The organism is Caulobacter sp. 73W (assembly GCF_041021955.1).
In the GTDB taxonomy this organism is placed as follows: Bacteria; Pseudomonadota; Alphaproteobacteria; order Caulobacterales; family Caulobacteraceae; genus Caulobacter.
On record NZ_CP158375.1, the window covers coordinates 1,093,669 to 1,107,440 of the forward strand.

12 protein-coding genes are annotated in these 13,772 nt (G+C 67.3%); 5 read left to right on the plus strand and 7 right to left on the minus strand.

The genetic code is table 11. The annotated features are described in order from the left end of the window. On the minus strand, nt 1-1,074 hold the full coding sequence (locus ABOZ73_RS05140) for a phosphotransferase family protein (protein ID WP_369061261.1): 1,074 nt from the start codon (nt 1,072-1,074) through the stop codon (nt 1-3). Nucleotides 1,075-1,155: 81 nt separating this feature from the next. Beyond that, nucleotides 1,156-2,433: a phosphoribosylamine--glycine ligase gene (gene purD / locus ABOZ73_RS05145; RefSeq protein ID WP_369061263.1), complete on the minus strand. Its 1,278-nt coding sequence runs from the start codon at nt 2,431-2,433 to the stop codon at nt 1,156-1,158. 206 nt (nt 2,434-2,639) lie between these two features. Here purD and ABOZ73_RS05150 point away from each other — a divergent pair, with 206 nt between their 5' ends. The 4 genes from ABOZ73_RS05150 (at nt 2,640) to ABOZ73_RS05165 (ending at nt 7,993) form a co-directional block, all read left to right on the plus strand. Further along, the gene (locus ABOZ73_RS05150; protein WP_369061265.1) at nt 2,640-5,894 is read left to right on the plus strand and encodes an autotransporter domain-containing protein; all 3,255 of its coding nucleotides are present in this window, start codon (nt 2,640-2,642) and stop codon (nt 5,892-5,894) included. A gap of 210 nt (nt 5,895-6,104) precedes the next feature. Next, complete coding sequence (locus ABOZ73_RS05155; RefSeq protein ID WP_369061267.1) at nt 6,105-7,142, plus strand: sulfate ABC transporter substrate-binding protein; 1,038 nt, start codon at nt 6,105-6,107, stop codon at nt 7,140-7,142. A gap of 36 nt (nt 7,143-7,178) precedes the next feature. After that, nucleotides 7,179-7,448 (plus strand): SemiSWEET family sugar transporter, encoded by a 270-nt coding sequence (locus ABOZ73_RS05160; RefSeq protein WP_369061269.1) that lies wholly within the window; start codon nt 7,179-7,181, stop codon nt 7,446-7,448. Between the two features lie 182 nt (nt 7,449-7,630). Then, nucleotides 7,631-7,993, plus strand: a complete 363-nt coding sequence (locus ABOZ73_RS05165; RefSeq protein ID WP_369061271.1) for a hypothetical protein — start codon at nt 7,631-7,633, stop codon at nt 7,991-7,993. On the opposite strand, the gene ABOZ73_RS05170 is transcribed toward ABOZ73_RS05165, so the two are convergent. The 4 genes from ABOZ73_RS05170 to petA all read right to left on the minus strand — a co-directional run bounded on the left by ABOZ73_RS05170 (nt 7,990) and on the right by petA (nt 11,589). Continuing rightward, a complete protein-coding gene (locus tag ABOZ73_RS05170) occupies nt 7,990-8,766 on the minus strand; it encodes a peptidylprolyl isomerase (protein WP_369061273.1) in 777 nt (258 codons plus the stop codon). The genes ABOZ73_RS05165 and ABOZ73_RS05170 overlap by 4 nt on opposite strands. Nucleotides 8,767-8,849: 83 nt before the next feature. Then, nucleotides 8,850-9,707, minus strand: a complete 858-nt coding sequence (locus tag ABOZ73_RS05175; RefSeq protein ID WP_369061274.1) for a cytochrome c1 — start codon at nt 9,705-9,707, stop codon at nt 8,850-8,852. Nucleotides 9,708-9,715: 8 nt separating this feature from the next. After that, on the minus strand, nt 9,716-11,035 hold the full coding sequence (locus ABOZ73_RS05180; protein ID WP_369061275.1) for a cytochrome bc complex cytochrome b subunit: 1,320 nt from the start codon (nt 11,033-11,035) through the stop codon (nt 9,716-9,718). Nucleotides 11,036-11,040: 5 nt separating this feature from the next. Next, entirely contained in the window at nt 11,041-11,589 is a 549-nt protein-coding gene (gene petA / locus ABOZ73_RS05185) for a ubiquinol-cytochrome c reductase iron-sulfur subunit (RefSeq protein WP_369061277.1), read from the minus strand. A gap of 182 nt (nt 11,590-11,771) precedes the next feature. Here petA and ABOZ73_RS05190 point away from each other — a divergent pair, with 182 nt between their 5' ends. Further along, nucleotides 11,772-12,230: a tRNA (cytidine(34)-2'-O)-methyltransferase gene (locus tag ABOZ73_RS05190; RefSeq protein WP_369061279.1), complete on the plus strand. Its 459-nt coding sequence runs from the start codon at nt 11,772-11,774 to the stop codon at nt 12,228-12,230. Here ABOZ73_RS05190 and ABOZ73_RS05195 read toward each other — a convergent pair. Then, nucleotides 12,227-13,642, minus strand: a complete 1,416-nt coding sequence (locus ABOZ73_RS05195) for a porin (protein ID WP_369061281.1) — start codon at nt 13,640-13,642, stop codon at nt 12,227-12,229. The two genes, ABOZ73_RS05190 and ABOZ73_RS05195, sit on opposite strands and share 4 nt — an antisense overlap. Nucleotides 13,643-13,772: the final 130 nt, after the last annotated feature.

The window sequence follows — 13,772 nt, forward strand, 5'->3', positions numbered from 1 at the left end:
TCAGGCTCCGGCCTTCTGTGCGAAACCCCAGGCGCCGGCGGCGAGCAGGGGGACGCGGGCTTCCATCAGTTGGGCATGGGCGCTGGCGGCGGTGCCGTCGCGAACCCGGCCGACAATTCCCTGACAGATTCCGGCGAGACGGAACAGATTGTAGGCGAAATACCAGTCAAGCTCCGGCAGGCCGTCCCGGCCGGTCAGCTTGCAGTACTTGTCCACGGCCTCCTGCACGGTGGGAATGCCGTAGGCCGGCAGGTCGGCGATCTCGGCCAGGCCGCCGCGCTGCTCGCCGGGCATGACCCAGCTCATCAGGAAGTAGCTGAAATCGGCCAGGGGATTGCCCAGGGTCGACAGCTCCCAGTCCAGCACCGCGATCACCTTGGGTTCGGCAGGGTGCAGGATCATGTTGTCGATGCGGTAGTCGCCGTGGACGATCGAGGTTGCGTCGTCCGACGGTGCGGTGGCCGGCAGCCACTCCATCAGCTGGTCCATGGCCTTGATCGAGGTGGTCTCGGAGGCCTTGTACTGCTTGGTCCAGCGGTCGATCTGGCGCGTGAAGTAGTTGCCCGGCTTGCCGTAGTCGCCCAGGCCGATGGCGGCGTAGTCGGTGTTGTGCAGGCGGGCCAGGGTCTCGATCTCGGCGTCGTAGATCGCCCGGCGCTGCGGCGGCGAATATTCCGGCAGGGTCCCGTCCCACAGGATTCGGCCCTCCACCATGTCCATGACGTAGAACATGGTGCCGATGACGCTCTCGTCCTCGCACAGGGCGTAGGCCTTGGCGACCGGGAAGCCGGTCTTGCCCAGGGCCGAGATCACCTTGAACTCGCGGTCCACGGCGTGGGCGCTGGGCAGCAACTTGCCCGGCGGCTTGCGGCGCAGGACGTACTTCCGGCCCGGCGTGACCAGCTGATAGGTCGGGTTGGACTGGCCGCCCTTGAACTGGCGGACCTCCAGCGGCCCGGCATAGCCCTCGACATTGGCCTTCAGCCAGCGTTCGAGCGCCGCCTCGTCGATGCTGTGACGCTCATCCACCGGCTTTGTGCCGGAGTTGAGTTCCTGTGCCGACGCCTCGACCATCTTACGCTCCCTGACCGCGTTCTTACGCTTGTTTGAAAGCGAGTTTAGCGGCGAGCGCGAAGAGCGCCAGTCCCGAAGGCGTCAGGAACCGTTGGGAAGCGCCCGCCAGCCGATGTCGGAGCGGTTGAAGCCGCCCGGAATCTTGATCGCCCCGACCGCCGCATAGGCCAGATCGCGGGCCTCGCTGAGGTCGACGCCCAGGGCGCAGACGTTCAGAACCCGCCCGCCGGAGGTGACCAGGCGGCCTTCGGCGTCACGGCTGGTGCCGGCGTGGAAGACGAAAGCCTCGCCTCCGAAGTCGGCTTCCGCCCCTTCGATCACCGCACCGGTCTTGGGGGCGTCAGGATAGCCCTCGGCGGCCATGACCACGCAGATGGCGGCCTCTTCCTTCCACTTGGGCTCCGGCTGCTGGGCCAGGGTCCCGGTGGCGGCGGCCAGCAGGAAGGGCACGATGTCCCCGTCCAGGCGCAGCATCAGGGTCTGGCACTCCGGATCGCCGAAGCGGGCGTTGTATTCCACCAGCTTGGGGCCATCCTTGGTCAGCATCAGGCCGGCATAGAGCACGCCGCGATAGGGATGCCCCTCCGCCGCCATGCCCCTGACCGTCGGATCGATCAGCTCACGCTTGGCCTGGCCGATCAGGGCCTCGGTCAGGACGGGCGGGGGCGAATAGGTGCCCATGCCGCCGGTGTTGGGGCCCTTGTCGCCGTCATAGGCGCGCTTGTGGTCCTGGGCTGCGCCGAACAGCACGGCGGTCTCGCCGTCGCACAGGGCGAATAGCGAAGCTTCCTCCCCGTCCATGAACTCCTCGATCACCACCCGCGCGCCGGCCGTGCCGAAGCGACCGCCCAGCATGTCGAGGACGGCGGCGTCGGCCTCGGCCCGGTCAGCGGCGATGACCACGCCCTTGCCCGCGGCCAGGCCGTCGGCCTTGATCACGAAGGGCGCGGAGAGCTTGTCCAGAAAGCCGCCGGCCTCCTCCGCCGTCTCGAACACGCCATAGGCGGCGGTCGGCAGGTCGTGGCGGGCGCAGAAATCCTTGGTGAAGGCCTTGGAGGTCTCCAGCCGCGCCGCCGCGGCGGTGGCGCCGAAGCAGGGAATCGACAGTTCGGCCAGCCGGTCGGCGATTCCCGCCTCCAGCGCGACCTCGGGACCGACCACCACCAGGTCCGCCTCGATGGAACGGGCCAGGGCGATCAGGCCCTCGACGTCGGTCGCCTTGACCGGACGCGTCTCGCAGACGGCGGCGATGCCCGGATTGCCCGAGGCGGCGACAAGGCGCTTCACCAGCGGCGAGGCGGCGATTTTCCAGGCCAGGGCGTGCTCACGCCCCCCCGAACCGACGAGGAGAATGTTCATGTCCGGGCCTTTCACCCCTGCTGCGGCCCACGGTCAAGCGCCCAGCCCGCGAATAAGGCGCATCGAACATATGGCGCGCTTCAAAGCCATGGGTTAGACCGTCGATCAGGCGGGGGCCCAATTTCCGTCAGCGGTGCGAAAAGACCGCATTTTCGCCGCAACGGCGCCGGACGTAGTTTCCGGCAATCTGAGGTGTAGTTAGGTCCATGCAGCGCAAGGTTCTGGTAGCGACAGTCGCCGCCGCTCCCCTTCTGGCTCTGTTCAGCGCCGCACAGGCCGAAACCCAGATCACGACAGAGCGCACGACGCCGATCGCCACGGCGACCGCGGCCAGCGGCGCGCCGGATTCGGTGAACGTCACGAGCACGGGCTCGATCAAGCTGACGGCCGCCGGCGCGGCCATCACCCAGAACAGCAGCCATTCGGTCGTCAACGCCGGCACGCTGAGCTTCGAGAACGTCAACGACGCCACCGGCATCCTGGTGATCGGCGGCCAGACGGCCAACGTGACCCACAGCGGCGCGATCAACGTGCTCGAAACCTACGAAGCCAAGGACCTGGACGGCGACGGCGAGACCGACGGCCCGTTTGCTGAAGGCGTTCGCCGCTTCGGCATCCGCGTCACCGGCCCCGGCGTCATGAACGGCTTCGTGGCCAGCAGCGGCACCATCGCCATCGAAGGCAATGATTCGGCCGGCATCAGCCTGGAGACGGCGATCGCCGGCTCGCTGAACAGCTCGGGCGCCATTTCGGTCACCGGTTCGCGCAACTACGGCATCCGCGCCGGCGACATTCTCGGCTCGGTCTATGTGGCCGGCAACGTCGCCGCGATCGGCGAAGGCTCCGTGGGCGTGGCCCTGGACGGCGACGTCAGCGGCGCGGTCAAGATGCAGGGCAGCGTCAGCAGCCGCGGCTATCGCTACACCGTTCGCCCGACCTTCGCCGAAGACCGGGCCCTGATCGACGCCGACGACATGCTGCAGGGCGGCCCCGCAGTTCGCATTTCCGGCAATGTCGCGGGTGGCGTTCTGTTCGACATGGCGCCAAACGTCGTCTCCGGCGTCACCGACGGCGACGGCGACGGCATCCCGGACGCCAGCGAAACCACCTCGACCATCAGCATCCTGGGCTCGGCCCCGGCCCTGGTGATCGGTTCGGACACCCGCGCCACCAATATCGGCGTGGTCGGGACTGGGGTTTCCGAATTCGGCGTCATCAACCGCGGCATCGTCACCGCGACCGGCCTGTACGACGGCGTCTCGTCGACGGCGGTCCAGCTCGGCGGCGTCAACGGCTTCGCCACCAACATCGCCGGCGGCGTGGTCAACAGCGGCACCATCGCGTCGGGCGTCGGCGAAACGCCGCAGACCCGCGAGGCCGTCGCCACCGGCATGCTGTTCAAGTCCGGGGTCACCACCCCGAAGTTCATCAACAGCGGCTCGGTCCTGGCGGCCAACATCACCGAAGGCGCGCACGAAGCCCGCGCCATCGACATCGAGGCCGGCGCGCGCCTCAACGAGCTCTACAACTCGGGCCTGATCACCGCGACCGTGAACGGCGAAAAGGCCAACGCCGTCGCCATCCGCGACCAGTCCGGCACGCTGGGTACGATCCACAACACCGGCCGCATCAGCGCGATCATCGTTCCGACCGACGACGCGGACGACAAGGATGACGCCGACACCGACGCCGGCAATGAAGCCGTCACTGGCCGCGGCATCGCCATCGACGCCCGCGCCAACACCACGGGCGTCTGGGTAAGCCAGCAAGGCGTGGTCACCACGCCGACCGACACGGACGGCGACGGCGTGGTCAATCCGATCGCCGACGCCGACGGCGACGGCGTGGCGGACGGGGCCGAGCCCTGGATCCTGGGCGACGTGCTGTTCGGCTCGGGCAACGATCGCCTGGAGCTCTACAACGGCTCCCTGCAGGGCAACATGTCGTTCGGCGCCGGCGATGACGGCCTCTATCTGGGCGGCGGCGCGACCGCCGTGGGCGAACTGCGCGACAGCGACGGCCGCCTGACGGTCAACATCGCCAAGGGCGCCCTGTTCGTCACCAACGCCGAGACCATCAACGCCACCAGCCTGAACATCGGCTCGGGCAGCACGCTGATCGTCACGGCCGATCCGGCCAAGAACGGCGTCACCCAGTTCGTGGTCGGCCAGGCCACCATCGGCGACGGCGCCAAGATCGGTCTGTCGCTGAAGAGCTTCCTGCAGGAGCCGGAACGCTACACCGTGATCAAGGCGGGCAGCCTGACGGTGGGCAATCTGGACCAGTCCCTGCTGGCCGAAACGCCTTATCTGTACGTCACGTCCGCTTCGGCCAATCAGGCCGCCGGCGAGGTCTATGTGGACATCCGCCGCCGCACCGCGGCCGAGGCCCAGCTGAGCGGCTCGCGCGCGGCGGCCTATGACGCGGTCTACAACGCCGTCGGCCAGGACAGCGCGCTGTCCAGCGCCTTCCTGGGCAAGAACGACCGCGCTGAGTTCCTGGCCATCTACGACCAGATGCTGCCCGACCAGGGCGAGGCGATGTTCGAAGCGCTGGAGTACGCCAACCAGGCCATCTCCTCCGCCATCGCCATTCGCCCCGACCGCGCGGCGGAACGCTATGGCCCTGACAGCTTCTGGATCCAGGAGATCAGCAGCTTGGTGCGCCACGAGGGCCAAGGCGGCAGCCTGGGCGCCGACGCCCAGACCTTCGGCTTTGTCGGCGGCTACGAGAGCATGGGCGAAAAGGGCGGGGCCCTGGGCCTGACCCTGGCCTACATGAACATCGAGGAGCACGACCAGGCGGCCCGCGTCGGCGAGAACACGACCGCCTCGTTCGTCCAGGGCGGCCTCTACGGCCGCAAGGCCATGGGCGGCCTGCTGGTCAGCGCCCGCGGCGGCGTGGGCTATGCGTGGTTCGACGGCGATCGGCGCCTGATCTCGCCGGAAGACGAACTGGATATCTCCAACAGCGCCAAGTGGAACGGCCTGACGGCGTCGGCCAACATCAGCGCCTCCTACGAGGTCAGCGTCGGCCGCTACTTCATCCGTCCCGAGACCAGCCTGGACTACATCTACCTCAACGAGGATGAGCGTCAGGAGAAGGGCGGCGGCGCGGGCTTCGACCTGATCGTCGAAGAGCGCAAGTCCAACCGCCTGAGCGGTGAAGCCGCGCTGGCCATGGGCGCTCAGTTCGGCCGCGACATCTGGTGGCGTCCGGAAGTCCGCGTCGGTTACCGCCAGACCCTGTCGGGCACCGTCGGCGACACCGTGGCGCGCTTCGGCGCCAACGGCACGCCCTTCACCCTGGTGGCCGCCGATGACAAGGACGGTGCCCTGACCCTGAACCTCGCCCTGCGCGCCGGCACTTCGATGTCCTACCTGGCCATCGAAGGCGGCGCCGAGAAGCGCAAGCGCTCACAGCGCTACAACGTCCGCCTGTCCGGCCGGATGATGTTCTAGCGGCGGTCACGCCGCGATCACCGCTTTGGGGCCGCGTTTCTTCGGAGACGCGGCCCTTTTGCTGCGAGCTTTTCTAAAGCCCGCAGCAGATGTCATTCCTAGCGTCACAGTCGAATTTGAACTTCCTTGCGCGAGGGAGCCCTGGCGCCTGGCCCGCGTTTCAGCAGACTGCAGCTGAGCCGTCGGCGGCGTCCGGCAAGGAGCATGATCATGACCAAGACCTTCGACAGCCTGTCCCGACGAGGCCTGATCGGCGCGGGCGTCGCCCTACCCGTGGCGCTGGGCGGCCAGGCCATGGCGCAAGGCGCGCAGCCGGTCACCCTGCTCAATGTCAGCTACGACCCGACGCGTGAGCTCTACAAGGCGATCAACGCCGCCTTCGCCAAGTACTGGAAGAGCCGCACGAAACAGGAGCTGACGATCAACCAGAGCCACGGCGGCTCCGGCAAGCAGGCCCGCTCGGTGATCGACGGCCTGCAGGCGGACGTGGTCACCCTGGCCCTGGCCTATGACATCGACGAGATCGCCGCCAAGGGCCGCCTGCTGCCGGCCAACTGGCAGTCGCGCCTGCCGCAGAACTCGACCCCCTACACCTCGACCATCGTGTTCCTGGTCCGCAAGGGGAACCCCAAGAACATCCGCGACTGGAACGACCTGATCCGCCCCGGCGTCAACGTCATCACCCCGAACCCCAAGACGTCCGGCGGCGCCCGCTGGAACTATCTGGCGGCCTGGGCGTGGGCGCTGAAGCAGCCGGGCGGCAATCCGCAGACGGCCGAGGCCTATGTGCGCGAGCTGTTCAAGCATGTGCCGGTCCTCGACACCGGCGCGCGGGGCTCGACCACCACCTTCGTCCAGCGCGGCATCGGCGACGTGCTGCTGGCCTGGGAGAACGAGGCGCATCTGGCCATCGACGAGCTGGGCTCGGGCAAGGTGGAGATCGTCACCCCCAGCCGCTCCATCCTGGCCGAACCGCCGGTGGCCATCGTCGACAAGGTCGTCGATCGCCGCCGCACGCGCGTCTACGCCGAGGGCTATCTGAACTTCCTCTACAGCCCCCTGGCCCAGGACATCATCGGGCAGCACCACTATCGCCCGCGCAATCCCAAGGCGCTGGCCAAGTACGCCGGCAAGTTCCCGCAGATCCCCCTGGTCACCATCGACGAGGCGTTCGGCGGATGGAAGACGGCCCAGGCTACGCACTTCTCCGAAGGCGGCGTGTTCGACCGCATCTACCGCAAGGGCTGAGGCGGAACTGCGCCGCCGGGCGGGCATTGAGCCGGCATGGACAAGGCCTGGCTCCCCACCCTGATCGGCACGGCGGCGGCGATCTGCTCGATGACCAGTTTCGCCCCCCAGATCCTCAAGATCTGGCGGGAGCGCGACGCCTCGTCTGTTTCCCTGCGCACCTACGCCATCACGGTCACCGGCTTCGTGCTTTGGGTGATCTATGGGGCGATGCTGGAAAGCTGGCCGTTGGTCGGCTCGAATACCGTCTGCGTGCTTATGTCGGCGACGGTTCTCGCCATGAAATGGCGGTTCCACCGAGAGTAGATTTTAAGTGTAATTTCGTCACAGGCTCTTAACCCTGCCACGCTAAGTTGTGATCAAGTCGGGCGGAGACGAATGCTCCGTTGGGAGGGGTGATTACCATGGCGTTAGGCATAAGGCCCCGCCGTCGGTCTTGGCGGCGTCGCAAATCCATCTTTATTCCCGTGGTCGTCTCGGCCGCTGCTTTGGCGCTAGTCGGCGCCTGTCAGGGCGGCTACGGCGATGGCTCGGCGCTCAAGCGCTACGCCAAGGCTCAGATCGAGCAACAGGATCCCGCCGCCGGGCGTGTCCGCGTACTGAACGCCAGCGTCAGCGCGGACGGCAAGGTGATCTGCGGCGTGACCCGTATCGGGCCATACCGCACCTCGCCGTACGCCCTGGTGATGGATAAGGCGCGCCCGTCGAACAAGACGGTGCGGGTGGAGGTTCAGCCCTCCATCGACTTCGCTCGTGATCCGCACTGGGCCCGCATCGAGACCGTGCGGCAGGAAAAGGCCATCCCGGCCCTGTGCCAGCGCGCCGGCGTGCCGATCAGCGACGCCGCCTAGTCAGCGCGCGTCGGGATCTCCACGTCGCAGACGCTGAAGTCCGCGCCCTTGGCCGCGCGGACCTTGGCGACCAGCGCCTTGAACGCCGGCCCCTGCTCCTTGAGCACTGACAGCTTCGGCCGCTCGGCGGCGGGCAGGTCCGCGGCGACGCGCACCTTCAGCATGTGGTCAGGCTTGGCCGGCGGCTCCCCGGCGGTCAGGGCCTGCACGGCGTCCATGCCGCCCACTACCCTGCCCCACACCGTGTAGTCGCGGTCCAACCGCCGCGTCGGGGCCAGCATGATGAAGATCTCGCTGTTGCCTGTGGCGGGGTCCGCCTGTCGGCCCATGCCCGCCACGCCCGTGCAATAGGCGCCCCAGCCCCTCAGAGGCTGACCCGGCTTCGGAGGGACCGCCTGGAGGGGCGTAGCGCCCAGAAACCCCGACCAGACGTCAGAGGCCTGCGCAGCGGCCGCTACGGGCGTCTGCGGCGGCAGGCGGAACTGGAACTCCGCCGGCAGGTTCGGATGGCTCGACGTTCCGCCGTCCTTGTTGTTCGGATTTCCGGTCTGGGCCACGAAGCCGGGGATCACCCGGTGGAACTGCAGCCCGTCATAGACGCCCTCGCGCGCCAGCAGCTTGACCCGCTCCACCGACTTCGGCGCGAACTCCGGCCGCATCTCGATGACGATGCGGCCCTTCTCGGTGTCGATCAGCAGGGTGTTGTCGGGATCCAACGGCCGCCAGTCAGCGGCGGTCACGGAGGCGGCGGCGAGCAGGGCGGCGATGATCATGACCGCAGCCTAGCTTGGATCGGCCAAAGAAAAACCCGCCTGGCGAACCAGGCGGGCTTTCCGAACTTCAGAACCGAAGCCGCTTAGTGCGACTGGTTGCGCCACACCCGGCGGTAGCTGGCGTACAGCAGGCCGGAGAACAGCAGCAGATAGAGGATGACGGCGAAGCCGGTCTGCTTGCGCTCGACCATCTTCGGCTCGGCGGCCCACATCAGGAACGCCGCGACGTCCTTGGCCTGCTGGTCCAGCGTGGAGGGCGTGCCGTCGTCGAAGGTGACGAGGCCGTCCTTCAGCGGCGGGGCCATGGCGATGAAGCCGCCCGGCGGGACGTGATCGTGCGAGCCGCCCCAAACGCCGGTCAGATCGCCCGGCATGTAGGGGTTGTAGTGCTGGCCGGCGGCGACGGTCAGTTCCTTCGGCGGGTTCTTGTAACCCGTCAGCAGCGAGTAGATGTAGTCCGGACCGCCCGTGCGAGCCTTGGCCAGCACCGAGAAGTCCGGCGGCATGGCGCCGCCGTTACTGGCGCGGGCCGCCGGCTCGTTCGGGAACGGCGCCGGGAAGTGATCGGCCGTGGTGCCCGGACGCTGGATGACGTCGCCCGTTTCGGAGTCGATGTCATTGATCTGATACTCGGCGGCGATCGCCTTGGCCCAGGGGTTGTCGTTCGGGTTCGGGTACTTCTCGTTGTAGAACGGGCCGTCCTTGTCGCCGAGGTTCCGGAAGGAGACCAGCGTCATGGAGTGGCAGGCCGAGCAGACCTCGCGATAGACCTTGAACCCGCGTTGCAGCTGGCCCTGGTCGAACTTCCCGAACGGACCTTCGAACGACCATTGGACGTCCTTGGGCGGCAGCGGATGGCCGGCGGCGAGCGACGGGCTGGCCGCAAGCAGCCCACCCATCAGACCGAAGGCCGCTGCGATGACGGAGACTTTGCGCAGCATGGTCGAACTCAACCCTTCATTTCGGGGGCCGCGACCGCGCCGTCGGGAGCCGAGGCGGGGTGGGACAGAGCGGGAGACGCGATGGTTTCCGGAACCGGCAGCGGCTTCTCGACGAGGCCAAGCACCGGCAGGATCACCAGGAAGAAGCCGAAGTAGTAGAGCGTCGCGAAGCGGCTCAGCCACACGAAGCTGTTCAGGTCGGCGTCGATCAGGCGGAACGTCGTCAGGTGCGGGATGACATGGTCGTCCGGCAGCTTGGCGCCGCAGAAGCCCAGGATGATGCAGACCACCAGCAGGATGGCGAAGTACATCTTGGCCATCGGGCGGTAGCGCATCGAGCGGACCTTGGAGGTGTCCAGCCACGGCAGGGCGAACAGCACGCCGATAGCGCCGAACATCGCCAGCACGCCGCCGAGCTTGTCGGGGACAGCGCGCAGGATCGCGTAGAACGGCAGGTAGTACCATTCGGGCACGATGTGGGCCGGGGTCACCAGCGGGTTGGCCGGGATGTAGTTGTCGGCGTGGCCCAGGGCGTTCGGCATGTAGAAGATGAAGATCGCGAACAGGATCAGGAAGACGCTGACGCCGAACGCATCCTTCACCGTGGCGTAGGGCGTGAACGGGACAGTGTCGGCCTTCGACTTCGGCTCGACGCCCATCGGGTTGTTCTGGCCGGCCACGTGCAGCGCCCAGATATGCAGGACGACGACGCCCGCGATCATGAACGGCAGCAGGTAGTGAAGCGCGAAGAAGCGGTTCAGGGTCGGGTTGTCCACCGCGAAGCCGCCCCACAGCAGGGTCGTGATCAACTCGCCGACGATGGGGAACGCGCCCAGCAGGTTGGTGATGACCACCGCGCCGTGGAAGCTCATCTGACCCCAGGGCAGCACGTAGCCCATGAAGCCCGTGGCCATCATCAGCAGGTAGATGATGCAGCCCAGGATCCACAGCACTTCGCGCGGGGCCTTGTAGGACCCGTAGTAGAGGCCGCGGAGCATGTGGATGTAGACGGCGATGAAGAACATCGACGCGCCGTTGGCGTGCATGTAGCGGATCAGCCAGCCGTAGTTCACATCACGCATGATGTGCTCGACGGAGGCGAAGGCGCCGGCCGCGCTCGGGTTGTAGTGCATCACCAGGATCACGCCGGTGATGATCTGCGACACCAGGCAGACCGACAGGATGGCCCCGAAGGTCCACCAGTAGTTCAGGTTCCGCGGGGTCGGGTAGTCGATGAAGCTGTCGTAGCCGAGACGGATGATCGGCAGCCGGCTGTCGAGCCAGCGCGTGACCGGGGTCTTCGGTTCGTAGGTCGAATGTCCGCTCATGGATATTAGCCGATCTTGACCTTGGTGTCGGAAAGGAACTCGTACTCGGGAACCACGAGGTTCTTCGGCGCGGGGCCCTTACGGATCCGGCCGGAGGTGTCGTAGTGCGAGCCGTGGCACGGGCAGAACCAGCCGCCGTAGTCGCCGCCGCCGAACGTCGGCACGCAACCCAGGTGCGTGCACGAGCCGACGAGGACCATCCACTGGGCCTTGCCGTCCTTGTGACGCTGGGCGTCGGTCTGCGGGTCCGGCAGCGAAGCGCCGTCGTCCTTCACAGCCGCGTCGATCTCGCGCTGCGTGCGGTTACGCACGAACAGCGGCTTGCCGCGCCACTTGATGGTGACCTGCTGTCCTTCGGCGACCTTCGTCAGGTCGAATTCCACGGAGGCCAGAGCCAGCGTGTCGGCCGAAGGATTCATCTGATCGATGAACGGCCAGACCAAAGCCGCCGCGCCGCCGGCGCCGGCGGCGATGGCCGCGATGTGGATGAAGTCGCGCCGGCTGGGATCAGCCTGGCCCGGTTCTGTCGTTGCGCCTGCGGCGGTATCGGCCACCTGGTCACCCTTCACGATGGCGCTGGTATGGCGCCGGCCCTAAACGCCTTCCCCCTGCAAGGTTCCGGCGCAATCTGCAACAACAAGCTGAGGCTTTGAGCGGGTTTCGACGTTGCGACCTGTCGCCGCAAACGCGTAACTCCCCCCAATCCCCTTCAAGTCGTGTGGTTGGATCGCTTAGAATGCGTCTCGCGCTTTTTCAACCGGACATTCCGCAAAACCTTGGCGCCGCCATTCGTTTGGGCGCCTGTCTGGGCGCTGAAATCGACGTCATAGAGCCTTGCGGATTCCCGTTATCCAATCCCGCGCTGAAGCGCGCCGCGCTCGATTACGGCCCGCTATCCAAGGTGAAGCGCCATTCCTCGTGGTCCAGCTTCCTGTCCGAACTTGATCGAGATCAAGGACGGCTCGTGCTTTTCACCACACAGTCGGCGGTTCCTTTTCAGACGTTCGATTTTTCTGCGGGCGACACGCTATTGTTCGGCCGCGAGAGCGCCGGCGCGCCGCCGGAGGTGCACGAAGCCGCCCAGGCTCGCCTCTACATTCCGCTTCAGAACGGCGCCCGATCGCTGAATCTGGTCACGGCGGCGGCCATGGCCCTGTGCCTGGCGACGGAGCGCACCGGCGGCTGGGCCGCCTAGAAGTCGAGCTCGACCCGCGCCCCGCCCACATGGACGTCGTAGTCGCGACGCCCGTCGAGCAGCGGCGAGGCTCCCTCGTAATGGATGAGGCCGTAGTTGAGATTGAACCGCAGGTTGTCGATCGGCGTCCAGATCAGGGCGGCGAGGCCGGCGTGCTGCCGCCCGCCGCGGATCGCGCCGCTGTCCAGATCCAGATAGTCGTAGCGCAGGCTGGCCTGCAGCGAGCCCCAGCCGCCGTCGCCCCAGGGCCGCACCGGCGTGCTGCGATCGAAGATGCCGTTCTTGTACGCCCGGGTGTCGCCCGGGGTGAGGAAGCGGCCGATCTCCAGATAGCCGCCGAAGAATCGGGCGTCGGGGTCGTCGAAGCGGTCGGCGTTCAGCCAATGCCCCTCGGCGGCGGCGTGCCAGGGTCCCGTGACCAGGGCCGCCTCGATCCCGTGGGTGAACTCCTCGTCCACCCGCAGGGCCGGCGTGCCGATCAGGCGGGTGTCGGTGGCGTGCAGGTAAGGCCGCTGGCGATACCGTGTGGTCTGGGAGTCGAGCCGCCGCAGATCGCGCCAGTGAGCGGAGGCGGCCAGGTGCAGCTGCGTCTTGCCGATGCGCGGCGCATAGACCACCCGCCCGTCCAGGCCGATGCTGTCATTCTCGTCCCCGGGCGGGCTCTCCGAGCCGTCCGAGGACAGGCTGTTGATGTCGTCGCTGAACACCCCGGCCTGGACCAGCAGATCGCCCGCCCTGCGCTGCCCTGAAAGTCCCAGGCGCCGTTCGAAGGCGAAGGCGTCGGTGAAGGCCGCCCGCTCCATGAACGAGCCGGTCGTGTCCCCGGTCAGTTCGTCGAGGGACTGGAAGGGATTTTGGTTGCCTAGGGTCAGCAGCCAGCCGGCGACGTTCCAGGTGACGAAGGTGTCCACCAGATCGACGCCGTTGTCGGAGAACTCCAGCTCCAACTTGTAGCCGAAGTCCCTGGACAGGCTCCCCTCCCCGCCCAGGCGGAGGCGGCGCGCCTCATTGACGTAGCCCAGGCTCTGGTCCGGCCATTGCGTGCGACCGACATAGCCGGCATCGAACTGCAGCCGGCCCTTGGCCTTGAAGGTCATGCCGTCCTGGGCGAAGCGGGGCGAGCCCTTCCAGGTGATCTTGAGGTCGTCCTCGGCCCTCGCCGGCGGCGCTGCGGCCGCGGGAGGCGGAGGAGCCGGGGGAGCGGTGGGAACGGACGCCTGGGGTGTCGCCCCGCTCAAGGCCTCCAGGCGGGCCTCCATGGCCTCCAGACGGGTCTTGAGGGCCTGGACCTCCTCCCGGAGGGCGGCGGCCTCATCGGCGGATGTAGGAGCGCTCTGGGCGATCGCCGCGCCCGGCAGGGCGAGGATGCAGGCCAAGGTGGCGACGCCGCCGATGTTCGGGTGCATTTTCATACCGATATCGCCGCCGAGGGGCGCGCCGACGCCCCGCGTCGCTTTAGCGAATGCGGACGGCTCGCACCAGTTGCCGCGACAAATTTGTGACAAACGCATGAAGCCCGACCGCTCGGAGGAGCAATCGGGC